13 protein-coding genes are annotated in these 15082 nt (G+C 37.7%); 10 read left to right on the forward strand and 3 right to left on the reverse strand.

All coding sequences use genetic code 11. The features are described 5' to 3' along the window. The first annotated feature begins 104 nt into the window (after positions 1 to 104). Positions 105 to 539, forward strand: coding sequence for a DUF2059 domain-containing protein (locus EWM59_RS13485; protein WP_130021505.1), 435 nt, complete (start codon positions 105 to 107; stop codon positions 537 to 539). Between the two features lie 145 nt (positions 540 to 684). Here EWM59_RS13485 and EWM59_RS13490 read toward each other — a convergent pair whose 3' ends face one another. Further along, positions 685 to 1683, reverse strand: coding sequence for an amidohydrolase family protein (locus EWM59_RS13490; RefSeq protein WP_130021506.1), 999 nt, complete (start codon positions 1681 to 1683; stop codon positions 685 to 687). Positions 1684 to 1913: 230 nt separating this feature from the next. Between EWM59_RS13490 and EWM59_RS13495 the strand changes: the two genes are divergently transcribed. The 9 genes from EWM59_RS13495 (at position 1914) to EWM59_RS13535 (ending at position 13514) form a co-directional block, all read left to right on the forward strand. Beyond that, positions 1914 to 3242, forward strand: coding sequence for a DEAD/DEAH box helicase (locus EWM59_RS13495; protein WP_130021507.1), 1329 nt, complete (start codon positions 1914 to 1916; stop codon positions 3240 to 3242). A 103-nt stretch (positions 3243 to 3345) separates the two neighbouring features. After that, complete coding sequence (locus EWM59_RS13500) at positions 3346 to 3864, forward strand: gluconate 2-dehydrogenase subunit 3 family protein (protein ID WP_130021508.1); 519 nt, start codon at positions 3346 to 3348, stop codon at positions 3862 to 3864. 51 nt (positions 3865 to 3915) lie between these two features. Beyond that, complete coding sequence (locus EWM59_RS13505; protein WP_130021509.1) at positions 3916 to 5634, forward strand: GMC oxidoreductase; 1719 nt, start codon at positions 3916 to 3918, stop codon at positions 5632 to 5634. A 273-nt stretch (positions 5635 to 5907) separates the two neighbouring features. After that, entirely contained in the window at positions 5908 to 6291 is a 384-nt protein-coding gene (locus tag EWM59_RS13510) for a DUF983 domain-containing protein (protein WP_130021510.1), read from the forward strand. Positions 6292 to 6303: 12 nt separating this feature from the next. Beyond that, positions 6304 to 7179: an AraC family transcriptional regulator gene (locus EWM59_RS13515; protein ID WP_130021511.1), complete on the forward strand. Its 876-nt coding sequence runs from the start codon at positions 6304 to 6306 to the stop codon at positions 7177 to 7179. Positions 7180 to 7358: 179 nt separating this feature from the next. Beyond that, a complete protein-coding gene (locus tag EWM59_RS13520) occupies positions 7359 to 7826 on the forward strand; it encodes a GbsR/MarR family transcriptional regulator (protein WP_130021512.1) in 468 nt (155 codons plus the stop codon). A gap of 76 nt (positions 7827 to 7902) precedes the next feature. Next, on the forward strand, positions 7903 to 9252 hold the full coding sequence (locus EWM59_RS13525) for a TolC family protein (protein WP_130021513.1): 1350 nt from the start codon (positions 7903 to 7905) through the stop codon (positions 9250 to 9252). A gap of 56 nt (positions 9253 to 9308) precedes the next feature. Next, the gene (locus EWM59_RS13530) at positions 9309 to 10370 is read left to right on the forward strand and encodes an efflux RND transporter periplasmic adaptor subunit (protein WP_130021514.1); all 1062 of its coding nucleotides are present in this window, start codon (positions 9309 to 9311) and stop codon (positions 10368 to 10370) included. Between the two features lie 9 nt (positions 10371 to 10379). Beyond that, the gene (locus EWM59_RS13535; RefSeq protein WP_130021515.1) at positions 10380 to 13514 is read left to right on the forward strand and encodes an efflux RND transporter permease subunit; all 3135 of its coding nucleotides are present in this window, start codon (positions 10380 to 10382) and stop codon (positions 13512 to 13514) included. A 107-nt stretch (positions 13515 to 13621) separates the two neighbouring features. Here EWM59_RS13535 and EWM59_RS13540 read toward each other — a convergent pair whose 3' ends face one another. Continuing rightward, a complete protein-coding gene (locus EWM59_RS13540; RefSeq protein WP_130021516.1) occupies positions 13622 to 14359 on the reverse strand; it encodes an SDR family oxidoreductase in 738 nt (245 codons plus the stop codon). A 77-nt stretch (positions 14360 to 14436) separates the two neighbouring features. Beyond that, positions 14437 to 15003, reverse strand: a complete 567-nt coding sequence (locus EWM59_RS13545) for a Crp/Fnr family transcriptional regulator (protein WP_130021517.1) — start codon at positions 15001 to 15003, stop codon at positions 14437 to 14439. Positions 15004 to 15082 lie beyond the last annotated feature (79 nt).

A 15082-nucleotide genomic window follows, 5' to 3' on the forward strand; every position in this document is an offset into this window, starting at 1 on the left:
ATTGACCAAACACCTGACAACTTGCTATAGACTAAAAAATCCTGTATTATTGCATCAATCGTTTTCACTATAAATCTGTGTCTAATCAAGGCAAAAACAAAATCATGAAACATTTATTAATCTTCGTATTTACGCTCGTTTCCTTCGTAAGTTTCAGTCAGACCAACGATGAAAAACTGAAAGATATTAAAAGGCTGTTAATTGTAAGCGGTACAGCAAATAATGCCAAAGCAGGAGTTGAGTCAATGGCACAAAGCATGAAAGACAAGGCTGACCAGAATGGTTTACCTGAAGGTTTCTGGGATGAATTTTTAAAGTCTATTAATTATGACGAAGTAGCAGAACTCTATGTGCCTATTTATGATAAAAACTACACACACCAGGAAATTAAAGACATGATTGCCTTTTTTGAAAGCCCTACAGGGAAAAAAATGGTTGAAAAAACACCAGCAATCATAGCAGAATCATCGAATATAGGAAGAGAATGGGGACAAAAATTGGGTATGAAAGTTTACGAAAAAATGACAAAGAAAAATTAAGAAGTTGTTTGAGTTAATCTTATTGAATCAAAAATCGCTCTTTTTTACTTTCAAAATTTAACTCAAACAACTTCTAAGACTATTCCAGTTTAAAACGTAAAAAACCATTCCTCAATGGTTTTTTACGTTTTAACTACTTCGCAAATTATTTAAACTTGCTCTCGTCCAGATTAAAGAATCTTACGGCATTATTAAAGAAAATATCTCTCTTCTGCTCTTCTGACAGGTAATTGGCGCTTTCTATCACATTGATTGAAGTTTCTAAGAGTTTAGGCCATATCATCAGGTCGGTACCATACATGATACGTTTACCGAAACCTGCCTGAATTAAACGTTGCAAATAAGCATGGATTTCTTCTAACGGATAACTCCAGATAAATCCGGCTAAATCTACATATACATAGGCATTAGCCCCCATTAAGGCAATCATTTCGTCTATCATGGGGTATCCTGCGTGCATAACCCAGATTTTTAGTTTAGGATGGCGAGCCAGCATATCTTCTAATAAAAACGGACGTCCCAAAGAGGCACGGTACTTAGGTGCGGTAATATTAGCCATACCATTCCCCCCTGTACCCATGTGGATACCCACCGGAACACCTAATTTTTCGGCCACCCCAAAGTATTCATCTAAACTCATATCGCTTGGAGACATGCCCTGGTATTGAGGAGCTACCTCCCCCATTACCTTATAAAATCCTTTAGACAAGGAGTCTTCAAAAGCCTTTACTGTCATTTCCTTAGGGTTGCTGATTCCTATTGAGGGAATAATTCGGTTAGGTGCAGCCTTGTGCCAATTATGAAGAATAGTAGCATCTCCACTGGCAACCATAATTATATTTAATCGTTCGGCTGTTCCTAAAAGAGCATCCTGCATTTCCTTGTCTGATTTGGCTGCTTTTAAAGGGTCGGCGCATCCGTTACTTAAAAAAGATGGTGCAGGTTGTTTAGGGTCACTCCCCGGCATGTTTTTTAGAAACCACGGACAAAGGTCGTTGGCAAATGCAGGGTTCACTTTCATGGCATGTACGTGTACATCAATAATAGGTAAGTGTTTTTTAGTTTCCTGTGCATGACCCGAAAATGTCAGTGATGCACAGGCAAGCATTATGAACAGTGGCTGAATGTTTAGTTTTTGTCTCATATAGTTAATAATAATCAGATGATTGAAAAGCTAAAATAATCAACAAAAGGTCTTTTCCCAAAAACATTCGACCGAACGGGTTATATTATCTATTATTTAGACAATAATCCTGATTTTACCCGATTACCGGGTTAATAAAAAGGTTTTGAAACTTCTTACCGCCAACAAGCGTTAGGATATTTTAATGGCATCAATAATCAATCTGCCAGTACCCGTATAATTTACAGCCAATGACTTTCGAAGATTTAAATCTGAATAAACCTTTACTCAATGCCCTAAACGATTTAGGCTATACAACTCCTACCACTATCCAGAAAAATGCTTTTTCTGTCATCATGTCAGGGCAGGATGTATGCGGCATAGCACAAACCGGAACTGGTAAAACCTTTGCTTATCTGCTACCGAGTTTAAGACAATATCAGTTCTCGAAAGAAAAGAATCCGCAATTGCTTATTATTGTACCTACCAGAGAGTTGGTAGCACAGGTAGTAGAATCGGTGCAGCAGTTAAGTAAATACATAAACCTGCAAGTAGTTGGGGTATATGGGGGGGTAAATATCAAGCAACAGGTGGCAGAATTAGCTAATGGTGCCGATATACTGGTTGGTACACCCGGCCGATTGATAGATTTACTGGCGATGAATGTGATAAAAACCAAGTCTATCAGGAAACTTGTCATTGATGAAGTAGACGAAATGCTGAACCTCGGGTTTCGTCCGCAATTAGTTAATATTCTGGATTTATTGCCGCAAAAAAGACAAAACCTATTGTTTTCTGCTACCTTGACAGATGAGGTAGAACAGATTATCAAAGACTTTTTCAATCAACCTATCAGAATTGAAGCGGCACCTGCAGGAACCCCATTAGATAATATCTCACAAATAGCTTACCAACTCCCCAATTTTTATACAAAGGTCAATCTATTAGAAACACTATTGGCAAAGCCAGCCGAAACAAGCAAGGTTTTGGTTTTTGTAGCTACCAAACAATTGGCCGACCAATTGTTCGATGAACTTGAAATGGAGTTTGCTTCTCAATTGGGAGTGATTCACTCCAATAAATCACAGAACAATCGTTTCGATACCATCAATAATTTTCAGAATGGCACTTACCGGATTCTGATAGCTACTGATATTGTAGCCAGAGGACTGGATATTTCGGAAGTATCGCACGTCATTAATTTTGATATGCCCGAGGTGCCTGAAAACTATATTCACCGTATTGGTAGAACCGGGAGGCAGGATAAAAAAGGGATTGCCATCAGTTTCTTTACCGATAAAGATGCTGAAATCAGGCAGGCAATTGAAGCCTTAATGAATTATCAGATTCCTGTATCAGCACTACCTGAGCAACTCGAAATATCAGACGAACTGATAGAAGATGAAATGCCGAAGGTTTTTATGAAAGAGCCTGCTTTAAAACGACCTAAAAAAGAAGAGGTCGGACCTGCTTTTCATGAAAAATCCGAGAAAAATAAAAAGGTAAATGTGAGACGAGATTACGAGGCTGAAAAGAAAAGGAAGTATGGTAAATCGTATGAAAAGAGGTCAAGAAACTAAGTATTTCTAACTATCTATAATTTTCTCATACTAAATCTGCGACATTTTAAGTTTTAATATTTAAGTTTGTATGGTTTTACGACAATTAAATATTAAAATAATTATGCAAAGGCGCAATGCGATTAAAAGCTTATCGGTAGCATTCGGAAGTTTGGTAGCACTCCCCTCTTGGGCAACCAACTGGACACCAGAATCTATTGGTAAAATCTCCAAATTAACCTATAATGATGAAGAACTATTGGGCGAAATAGTTGAAACCATCATTCCCGAAACCTCTACCCCGGGTGCAAAATCTTTGAAAGTACACCAGTTTGCCATGCGAATGATTAATGATTGTTATGGCGAAACTCAGCAGAAAACTTTTAAAGATGGCCTTAAAAAGACTGAAGAACTGGCACAACAAACTTATCAGAAATCTTTTGTGGCATTGGATGCTACGCAAAAGAAAGAACTGATTAACAAAATGCTTGACTCTTCAGATAGCACTTCGAAGCAATTTGCTAATATGATTAAACGCCTGACCATTCAGGGGTATACTAACTCTGAATTCTACATGACTAATGTCTTGAGGTTTAATATGGCTCCTGGCTTTTATCATGGTTGTGTGCCTGTAAAAGCTTAACCGAGGTAATTAATTACAATCTATTCAATACTCTATTCTTCAGAAGCTATTATGTCATTTTTAAATATAGATTCAGTCAAAGACCGTACCTTTGACGCAATTGTTATAGGCTCAGGTATTAGCGGTGGCTGGGCAGCCAAAGAATTAACCGGAAAAGGACTTCGCACTTTAGTACTTGAACGTGGTCGTGATGTACGCCACGTAACCGATTACCCAACAACCATGATGCAACCCTGGGAATTTGAGCATTTAGGTCAGATTCCGAAAGCACTCAGAGATGCCAACCCGATTGCCAGCCGTTGCTATGCTTTCAACGAAGACGCTGCACATTTTTTTGTAAAAGACAACGAACATCCTTATATACAAGATAAACCTTTTGACTGGATTCGCGGGTATCAGGTGGGTGGCAAATCATTGATGTGGGCCAGAGGTACACAGCGCTGGTCAGACTATGATTTTACAGGCCCTGCCCGTGATGGTTTTGCCATCGACTGGCCTATCCGTTATGCAGATATTGCTCCGTGGTATAGCTACGTAGAAAAGTTTGCCGGAATTTCAGGCAATAAAGATGGCTTGCCGCAATTGCCCGATGGTGAATTTTTACCTCCGCACGAACAATCGTGTGTAGAAAAACATTTTACCAACGAAATGGCAAAGCATTACAAAGGTGCCCGTCCGGTTATCATTGGCCGTTGTGCCCACTTAACACAGCCTAAACCTATTCATACACAACAAGGTCGTGGACAATGCCAGAACCGTTCCCTCTGCCAGAGAGGTTGCCCGTATGGTGGTTATTTCAGCAGTAACTCTTCTACCCTACCCTGGGCAGCTAAAACAGGTAAACTAACCCTGAAACCTGATTCAGTGGTTCATTCTATCATCTTCGATGAGAAGAAAAATAAGGCAAGTGGCGTGAGGGTAATTGATGCACATACCAAACAAATGACTGAATACTACGCAAGAGTTATTTTTGTGAATGCGGCAACGATTAATTCTAACTTGATTTTATTAAACTCAACTTCTAACCGTTTCCCGAATGGTTTAGGAAATGACAATGGTTTATTAGGTAAATATATTGCCTTCCATAATTTCCGTACTACCATTTCGGCAGAATATGAGGGATTACTGGATAGCAAAACTGAAGGTATCCGTCCGAATGGAAGTTATATTCCTCGTTTCCGAAATTTAGCCAAACAGGAAACCGATTTCTTACGTGGTTATGCCGCCGGATTCAGTGGCAGCCGTATGAATTATACCGATAACAACGGTATTGGTGAAGAATTAAAAAATAACCTGTTCGACAGAAAATACGGCAACTGGCGTGTAGGTTCACACATGATGGGCGAAACCATTCCGAAAGAAAGCAATTTTGTTACTTTAGATAAAGACCAGAAAGATGCCTGGGGTATTCCGTTAATCAGAACATCGGTAGCTTATGATGATAACGATGAGAAAATGATTAAGGATTTTCATGAGCAAATGACTGAAATGTTGACACTTTCAGGCTTCAAAAACATTCAGACACATGATAATCCTAAAAAGGCTCCGGGTCTGGATATTCATGAAATGGGTGGTGTTCGTATGGGAAATGACCCTAAAACCTCATTGCTTGATAAGTGGAATGCCATGCACCACTGCAAAAACGTATTTGTAACCGACGGTGCATGTATGACTTCAAACTCTACACAGAACCCATCGCTTACTTTCATGGCTATCACTGCCAGAGCAGCAGATTATGCGGTAAAAGAATTTAAGAAAGGGAATATTTAATTTGATTAACTCTAACTTGAAAGCCTGATATTCGAAGGAGTATCGGGCTTTTTTATTACCTGATTAGGTAGAGAGGTAATGGTTTACGTTTCACAGGGCTATACAATCTAATTAACGCTTTTAACAAAGTGATTTTAAAGAATAGATTATTGATTCAGCAAGAAAGATTTCTAAAAAATATCCTAATCAGTAATTAGTACCATAGATTCTATATTTGCTACCAGAGTTTAAACAGCGCAGATTTTACCTTTGTATCATTAAATAAATACAATCATGAACAAAGTTGAAGCCGCTATAAAAATGAAATGCCCTCGTTGTCAGGAGGGTGATATGTTCGAAACCAAAAACCCTTTTGTATTAGGCAAAATGACAGCCATGCACAAACATTGCCCGGAATGTCATCTGAAATATGAAAAAGAAGTTGGTTTTTTCTATGGCTCTATGTTTATTAGCTATGCGTTTAATATCGCACTGTTTGTAACAGCAACTGTAGCCTATTACCTTTATTTCGAAAACAGAGTGGACTGGCGTTTATACATTAGCTTATATTTATTATTGACATTTATTTTATTTCCTGTGTTTTATCGCCTGTCTCGTTCGTTATGGTTACAGTTTTTTAATGATTACAAACCTGAATTTAAACAGGCTATTCATTAGTATTCAATGTCTATGAGTCCGGCAAATCATATTCCGATAGTTGATATATGTAATCTGACAGATTTCAGAGATGACGATATTCTGGTGAGCCGATTTGCTGAATACCTGCAGGCACACCATAACCTGATAAAGCCGCATAGACATACTTTTTATCATTTGTTATTATTTACCAAAGGAGGTGGAAGCCACACCATTGATTTCAGTAGCTTTCCGGTGCAACCTTACCAGATATATTTTATGGTACCCGGACAAGTGCATAGCTGGGATTTTGCAGGAGAAGTAGATGGCTATGTTGTCAATTTTTCCACTTCCTTTTTTCAGTCTTTTTTGCTCAGACCCGATTACCTTGAAACCTTCTCATTCTTCAATGGTATTGCAGAAGACAGTGTCGTTAATCTATCAGCAGAACTACAAGTACCTGTTGCAAAGATTTTTGAAGAGATTCTTCAGCATTCTACCCATAACAATACTTTTCGCTGGGATATTGTCAGGGTCTTACTTCTACGGGCTTTTTTAGAAATAGACAAGCACACACATAGCAATAAGCTACCTTCGATTCCTTTCTTCAATTATACCTTACTCAAAAACTTCCAGAAACTGGTTGAGAAGCATTACATCAGTCTGAAAAGACCAATGGATTATGCAGAATTGCTGTATATAACGCCTAATCACCTCAACGCACTATGCAAAGAGCATTTAGGCATCACGGCAGGCGAAGTAATCAGAAACAGGGTCTTATTAGAAGCTAAGCGAATGTTAGTCAATCAAAACCTAAGTATTTCTGAAATTTCCTATACACTCAATTTCAGCGATAATTCCTATTTTACCAAGTTCTTCAAAAAATACGAGCATATCACACCTGAAGATTTCCGCAAAAAAAGTAGCTGAATCAGCTATGATTTATCACTTCTCACAGCCTCTAATCCTACACTATCACCACTCATAGCACAGAATTGTACTTTTATAGGATATTTCAAACAAAATCAAACTTTCTCTGAAAATATTTGGTTCTCTTATTGCAGAACCAAAAAAACTATTTACCTTTGCACCGTTACGCAAAACAGAACATGGACATTATAAAATTAACAGACAGACAATTAGCGCTTATTGAGAAACTCGGCCTTATATTCGAAAACGGTTTACAACCAGCCGCAGCAAGAATAGCAGCTTTATTGTTAGTTTCAGATAAATTAGAATTGACCTTTGATGAAATCCGTGAGCAATTGAATTTAAGCAAAAGTGCTACCAGTAATGCACTGAATTTATTACTTTCAATGGATAGAATCGAATATATTACCAAACCTGGCGATAGAAAACGCTATTTCAAGAGTAATCTGTCAGATTGGAAAGAAAATATGAAGGTTAAATTCTTGGAGTTTGATAAAGTGCATAAAACCATGCGTGAAGTGCTTGACCAGAGACCTCACTCGACTAAAGAGTTTAATCGGGGACTTGAAGATTTCATCAATTTCATGGAGTTTATGAACAGAGAAATTCCGGCTCTTTTCAAGAAGTGGGAACTATCTAAAAAGTAGTTTTTTTTTTGACATCATTGGTTCTTTTAATTCAGAACTAAAAAAATTTAATTAAATCTCAATATAGTACAAAATAATGAAAAAAGTACAAGCATTACCGATAGCAGTATTCCTTTTAATGGTATCGGTTATCACACAAGCGCAAGAACCGAAACCAGTTTTATTCAGTCTGAAAGAAAGCATTGCTTACAGCCTGAAAAACAATCCAAGCAGCACTATCTACAAAAACGAAGTATTGATTGCTAAAGAAAAAAAGACAGAAGCGCTGGCAGGTTATTTACCACAGGTAAATGGAACAGCCACTTTTGACGACAACCTGAAACGTCAGGTAACGGTGCTTCCGGCGGGTGCATTCAGTCCGGAAGAAATCAGAATTCAGTTCGGTAACCAGTACAATACCAATCTGGTAGCACAAGTTGACCAGGTTTTATTTGACAGAACGGTTTCCGTAGCCAAAGAGGCTAATAAAGTAAACACGCTGATTGCTGATTTGAAATTATTGCAGAATAACGAAAACATTATCTATAACACAATTATGGCTTACTACCAGATTCTTACTTATAATGAGCAGGAAAAATTACTGGTAGAAAACCAAAAGAAATACGATGAGTTGTTGAGAATCCTGCAATTACAATACGAAAAAGGTGTAGCCAAGAAAATTGACTACGACCGCATGAAAGTAAGCCAGAACAATATCAAGTCGCAATTAGCATTATTGAAAACCAATAAGGAATTAGCCCTGAATAAATTGAAGTATGCGATGGGTATGGAATTAACCAATAACATAGCCATCAACGATTCATTAGATTATTCAATGCAGGTAAGCATGCCGGTTGGCAATCAGTTAGATACCAAGAATTTGCTTGATTTTAAGATTCAGTCTAACAATATTGCCTTACAGCAATTAGATGTAGAGCGTAAGAGACTGGCCTTCTATCCTACTATGGGAGCTTATGCCCGCTATGGTGCACAAACCTTTGGCAATGAATTTGGCAAATCGTTTGGTAACTGGTTCGATTACTCTTCTATTGGCTTAAAACTGAATATTCCGATTTTTGATGGCAACAGAAAGAAAAGCCAGTTATCGCAAAGCAAGTTAAGTTTATTGAACGCACAGGAAAACTTAAAATTAAGCGAAAGAAACTACGCATTACAATTCCAGAATGCCAATACAGCTTTGTTCCGTTCTTATACCAGTATGAACGACAACAAACAAACGCTTGACCTTGCCGAAGAGATATTGAAAAATACAGGTTTGCAATATCAGAAAGGAACTGCTTCATTGACCGATTTTCTTAACTCAGATTATTCGTACAAAGAAGCACAAAGCAATTACATTTCATCATTATTAAATTTCTTAACCGCACGTGTTGACCTGGAGAAATCGCAAGGAAATCTTTCTACTTATGTCAATCAGTTAAAATAATTTCAGAACATCATTTAAATTAATCGAAGGCTACAAAGCTTTTAATATACAAAACAATGAAAACAAGAATCATCACAATAGCTATTATTATTGGCGTTATAGGTGCCATATCATTTAAACTGGTAGCCAACAAAAAGAAAATTGACGAAAGTAAAAAAGTAGTTGACCGTAGTCAGGTAGCCATATTTGTAACAACCACCAAAGTAGCTTTACTTCCAGTAAGTGGCAATTTATCCTTACCTGCGGTTTTAGAGCCTAAAGAAAAAGCAACGTTAACAGCCAGTACACAAGGCAAAATTGAAATATTGAATATCGAGTTAGGTTCAAGAGTTGCCAAAGGTCAGACTATTGGTACGGTTGATACGAAAATCAAACAAATCAATCTGCAATCAACTGAACTGACAATCAATAAGGCCAAAACAGACTATGAGCGTAACAAAGAATTACTGGCCGGAAATGCAATTAACGAGACTGCGGTTACAGATGCCAAGTTTAATTACGAAAATAATAAAATTCAGGCAGAGCAACTGAAACAACAAATTGCCGATGGCAAAATTATTTCACCTATCAGCGGTATCATCACCGACAAAAAATTAACAGCCGGAGAATATGCCAATATCGGAACCCCTATCGCTTCAATCGTAGATGTAAGTCAGTTAAAAACTGTGGTGTATGTCAACGAAAAAGATGTATATGAATTGAAATTAGGACAATCGGCAAGCATCACTACTGATGTTTATCCTACCAAAACATTCAATGGCCGTATCATTTATATCAGCCCGCAAGGCGACGATAACCACAACTATAAAGTAGATATCTTATTAGCCAATGGCAATTCGGCATTGAAAGCAGGTACTTATGTAAAAGTTGAATTTAACCTGAACAAAAGTGCCAATGCTTTGCAGATTCCTAAAAAGGCTTTAGGCGACGGTATGAAAAACCCTTATGTGTTTGTAGCAGAAGGCAACAAAGCTGTACTACGTAAAATTGTATTGGGCAGAGAAGTAGGCGAAAACGTAGAGGTTTTAAGCGGCTTAAACGAAGGTGAGCAAATCATCACAGAGGGTATCATCAACATTGTAGATGGTAGTAATATTCAAATTGCACCTAATAAATAATCAGAAGCCATGTCAATAACAGAATTATCAATTAAACGACCATTACTGATTACAGTAATTTTCGTTACCCTTATACTCTTCGGTTTTATCAGTTATAAAACATTGAACTATAACTTATTACCGAAATTTGAAACAAACGTGATTATGGTGCAGACTACTTACAGAGGTGCCGCCTCTGACGAAGTAGAAAGTAGTGTAACCAAACCCTTGGAAGAAGCCGTATCGTCTATTGAAGGCGTTGATATGATTTCTTCTTCTTCACAGGAAGGTCTTTCTTTAATTACCGTAACACTGAAATCAGGTTTTAGTGTAATCAATGCCCAACAGGATGCCGAGCGTAAAGTAAACCAGATTAAGGCCAGACTTCCTGAAGATATTGACGACCCGGTTGTATCAAGATTAAGTCTTGACGACCTGCCGATTCTGAAAGTGAGTGCAACCTCAAAAATACCTCAGACCGAATTATATGATTTTATTGATTTGCAGGTAAAACCTTTACTGACAAACGTAGCGGGTGTAGCACAGGTAAATATTATTGGTGGCAACGAGCGTGAGATTGAGGTGTATTTAGACAATGACAAGCTGCAAACCTATAATATTTCATCGGCAATGGTTAATCAGGTCATTGCAAGCAGTGGCGTATCATATCCGGCAGGTAATATTAAAACAGACCAGTCTCGTTTCTCTTTACGTTTAGATGCAAAACTGAAAAAAGTAGAAGACCTCAGAAATCTGGTTATTCGTGAAAATGGGAATGGCAGCCGTATTTTGTTGAAAGATGTAGCTTCAGTAACCGATTCTCAGACAGACCCGAGTACCCTTAACCGGATTAATGGTAAACCGGCAATTGGTATTCAGATTATGAAACAAACCGATGCCAATGCAGTAGAGGTAAGTGCAGGAGCAAAAGCTGCCTTGGCTAAAATCAAGACAAGTTATCCGTCTAAAGATTTCAATTATGAGATTGCCGCTGACCAGTCGATATATACCTTAGCCTCTGCAGATGCTGTAATGCATGACTTATATCTGGCTATTTTTATTGTTGGTATTGTGATGGTGCTTTTCTTACACAGTATCAGAAGTTCATTGTTTGTATTGGTGGCTATTCCATCTGCCATGATACCAACCTTTATTCTGATGTGGGTCTTTGGATTCTCACTTAATCTGATGACACTAATGGCCTTATCATTGGTAGTAGGTATTCTGGTAGATGATAGTATTGTGGTACTGGAGAATATTTACCGACATCTGGAAATGGGTAAAAACAAACGTGAAGCTGCCCTTGAAGGTAGAAATGAGATTGGATTTACAGCGATGGCAATTACCTTGGTTGACGTTGTGGTATTCTTACCTTTAGCTTTGGCAGGTGGGTTAATCGGTAATATCCTGAAAGAATTTTCGCTGGTAATTGTGTTCTCTACCCTGATGAGTTTGTTTGTATCATTTACCTTAACACCTCTATTGGCCTCAAGATGGGGTAAATTAGAGATTCTGAAGAAAAACACGCTTTGGGGGAAACTTAATTTAGGTTTTGAGAGTATTATAGATAATATACGTGATACTTATATCAGTGCTTTGAAATGGTCTTTAGGCCACAAACGCTATGTATTTATAGGCATTATTCTTTTGTTTGTAGCAACTTTCACTCTACTTTCCAAAGGTTTTGTAGGTGCTTCATTCATCGGTAATGCTGACCGTGGTGAGTTATCGATTCAGCTTGACTTAGCCCCAGAAACCCCATTGGTACAAACCAATCAGGCAGTGGCAAAAGTTGAGCAAATGCTCATGGCAAGACCGGAGGTAACCAATGTTTTCTCAAACGTAGGTACACAGGCGTCAGTTATCGGAAACTCATCTAACAGTAACCTGGCTGAGATTACAGTTACGCTGGTAGATAAACACGACCGCAAGATTTCGACAGATGAGTTTGGACAAATCATGCGCGATACGATTTCAAGAATACCGGGTCTAAGTGTGAATATCCAACCGATTACGGCTACCGGTAACGCACAGGCTCCGATTCAGATTGCAGTAAAAGGAACCGTACAGGAAGATGTAGTGAAAGCCGCTGCGATTGTGAAACAGATTGTAAAGAAAGTTCCGGGAACTGACTATGTGAAGTATAGCACCAAAAGCCCTAAAACAGAGGTAGCGATTAATATTGATAGAGATAAAATGTCAAAATTAGGTTTGAGTATTCCAGATGTGGGTTCGGCGGTTCAGATAGCTTTCCAAGGGAACAACAATACCAAGTATAAAGATAAAGGTGAGGAATACGGTATCAATATCATTTTCGATAAATCGGATAAACAGAATATTGAAAGTGTAAGAAACCTGACGCTTCGCAATAGCCGTGGTGCGATTGTAAAACTGACTGACTTTGCCAATATTACAGAAATTGTAGGTCAGTCGATTTTAGAGAGAACAGACCGTTTGAGTTCAATTAAAATTAACTCTGCGGCAGTAGGTCGCCCATCGGGTACTATCAATGAAGATATTAAAAAAGAAATAGCCAAAACAAAATTACCTGAGGGAGTAATTATCGACTACTTAGGTGATGCCAAAAATCAGGGAGATGCTTTCGGCAGTTTAGGTCTGGCAATGGGTATCGGTATCTTGTTAGTATATCTGATTATGATTGCCCTTTACGAAAGTGTCGTGTATCCTTTTGTGGTACTTTTCTCGATACCAGTAGCGATGATTGGAGCCATATTAGCCCTGGCACTGACGATGAACTCGTTCACGATCTTTGCTATCTTAGGTTTGATTATGCTCCTGGGGTTGGTGTGTAAGAATGCGATTTTAATCGTTGACTTTACCAATCACCTGAAAAGTGAGGGTATGGGAGTAAAAGAGGCTTTGATAGAAGCAGGTAAAGAACGTTTACGTCCGATTCTGATGACTACATTGGCCATGATTTTCGGTATGTTGCCAATTGCTTTGGCATCGGGCGCAGGTGCTGAAACCAAAAATGGTATGGCCTGGGTAATTATCGGAGGTCTGACAAGCTCAATGATTTTAACCCTGATTCTTGTTCCTGCCGTATATATGGTGATTGAAGGATGGAGAGTAAAAGTGAACAAATTGTTCAATATCGGCGGAAAGAAAAAAGCTAAAGCTAAAATTGAGGTTGAAACGGTTTAAATGATGTCAAATAATAGTTGAATGAATAAAGCGTGTGGTTTCCACACGCTTTTATTTTTACATTTGCTGAAATTAAAGTTTATCATTCCATACTTATACTTTGATTATTACCAAGGTATTTCACCTACTTCAGGATTGGTTTCTTCACTAAAAAATTTACCTGTAGGACCACTTTCATCAATTAAAGCATATTTAATAATCCGGTTTGCTGCCACGTCAACTTCTCCACCATTAAAATTAGTAAAATCGGTTTTGGTAAGACCAGGACAAACCGCATTTATTTTGAATGGGGTAGCACGCATTTCATAAGCTAAATGAATGGTATACATATTCATAGCGGCTTTTGAGGAGCCATAAACTACATACTTTGCATAATCAAAAGCGGGCCATTCCGGATTACTTTGCAAAGCGAGAGACCCAACACTGGTACTTACATTTACAATTCTTGGTTCAGCAGATTTTTGTAACAAACTAATGAATGTCTGTGTTACCCTTATCACACCATATAAATTGGTATCAAATACTTCTTTATAGGTATCAATGTTTGTTTCAAGTGAGTTTTGGGGAACAATACCACTAATACCTGCATTGTTTATCAGAACATCTAAATGTCCATACTCTTTTTGAATAATGCTATAAGCAGATAAAATAGTTTCAGGCTTGGTAACATCTATTTCTATGGGCCTGATATTTACAAATCCGTTCATGGCTAATTCATTTGCAACTACATTTCCTTTTTCAATATCACGACTTCCTAAATAAACGAAAAAGCCTCTTCTTGAGAGTTGTTTTACTGTTTCTAAGCCAATACCTTTGTTGGCACCTGTAATTAAGACTGATTTCATTTTTACTTTTTTTTAATTAACAATGCAAAATTGTTAAGTATAAGAATGAAATCATTTACCATTTGTTAAAAAGCGATTCAGCGAATGTTTTTCCTTATGCGGCTCAATGATTGTTGCGTAACACCTAAATAGGAAGCAATATAACTTAATGGAATACGGTTAGTAAGTGAAGGATAATTTTCTATAAATTCCAGATAACGAGTAGTAGCATCTTGTGAAATTATCGGCCCTTTTCTGCTTTTTTGATACATACATATGTATACCATCCTGTTTTTAATCTCGTTCCAACCTGATATGGTATAAGAAAGTTCTTCCCATTTTTGTTTAGAAAACACAATGAGAGTGCAATCTGTACAAGCCTGCAAGTATTCTGAAGATACATTGTTCGATTCAAAATTCACATAATCCACCACCAGATTATTTTCAGTAATAAAGCATCGGGTGATTTCATCACCTTTATTATTATAATAACAACCCCTGATGACCCCTTCAACAACAAAACCAACTTGTTTTGGAACCCTCCCTGCTTCAGAAAAATACTCATCTTTCACCAGTTTTTTCTCAATTGCACTTTTTCTGATTAGTTCTATTTGTTGTTTATTCAGGTTACCAAATTGCAAAATATATTCTATCAATTCATTCATAGACGCAAGATATTCATCACAATCCTATATATTTTTACCATTTGTTAAAAATAACAATTATCACTTTTTATACCTTATC

This window comes from Emticicia agri, from assembly GCF_004168285.1.
GTDB lineage: Bacteria > Bacteroidota > Bacteroidia > Cytophagales > Spirosomataceae > Emticicia > Emticicia agri.

What these genes read in the sequence shown, in the direction of transcription:
- EWM59_RS13540 (WP_130021516.1), bottom strand. Translation starts at nt 14,359, where the DNA reads ATGAAATCAGTCTTAATTACAGGTGCCAACAAAGGTATTGGCTTAGAA.
- EWM59_RS13525 (WP_130021513.1), top strand. Translation starts at nt 7,903, where the DNA reads ATGAAAAAAGTACAAGCATTACCGATAGCAGTATTCCTTTTAATGGTA.
- EWM59_RS13530 (WP_130021514.1), top strand. Translation starts at nt 9,309, where the DNA reads ATGAAAACAAGAATCATCACAATAGCTATTATTATTGGCGTTATAGGT.
- EWM59_RS13485 (WP_130021505.1), top strand. Translation starts at nt 105, where the DNA reads ATGAAACATTTATTAATCTTCGTATTTACGCTCGTTTCCTTCGTAAGT.
- EWM59_RS13505 (WP_130021509.1), top strand. Translation starts at nt 3,916, where the DNA reads ATGTCATTTTTAAATATAGATTCAGTCAAAGACCGTACCTTTGACGCA.
- EWM59_RS13520 (WP_130021512.1), top strand. Translation starts at nt 7,359, where the DNA reads ATGGACATTATAAAATTAACAGACAGACAATTAGCGCTTATTGAGAAA.
- EWM59_RS13495 (WP_130021507.1), top strand. Translation starts at nt 1,914, where the DNA reads ATGACTTTCGAAGATTTAAATCTGAATAAACCTTTACTCAATGCCCTA.
- EWM59_RS13515 (WP_130021511.1), top strand. Translation starts at nt 6,304, where the DNA reads ATGAGTCCGGCAAATCATATTCCGATAGTTGATATATGTAATCTGACA.
- EWM59_RS13535 (WP_130021515.1), top strand. Translation starts at nt 10,380, where the DNA reads ATGTCAATAACAGAATTATCAATTAAACGACCATTACTGATTACAGTA.
- EWM59_RS13500 (WP_130021508.1), top strand. Translation starts at nt 3,346, where the DNA reads ATGCAAAGGCGCAATGCGATTAAAAGCTTATCGGTAGCATTCGGAAGT.
- EWM59_RS13490 (WP_130021506.1), bottom strand. Translation starts at nt 1,683, where the DNA reads ATGAGACAAAAACTAAACATTCAGCCACTGTTCATAATGCTTGCCTGT.
- EWM59_RS13510 (WP_130021510.1), top strand. Translation starts at nt 5,908, where the DNA reads ATGAACAAAGTTGAAGCCGCTATAAAAATGAAATGCCCTCGTTGTCAG.
- EWM59_RS13545 (WP_130021517.1), bottom strand. Translation starts at nt 15,003, where the DNA reads ATGAATGAATTGATAGAATATATTTTGCAATTTGGTAACCTGAATAAA.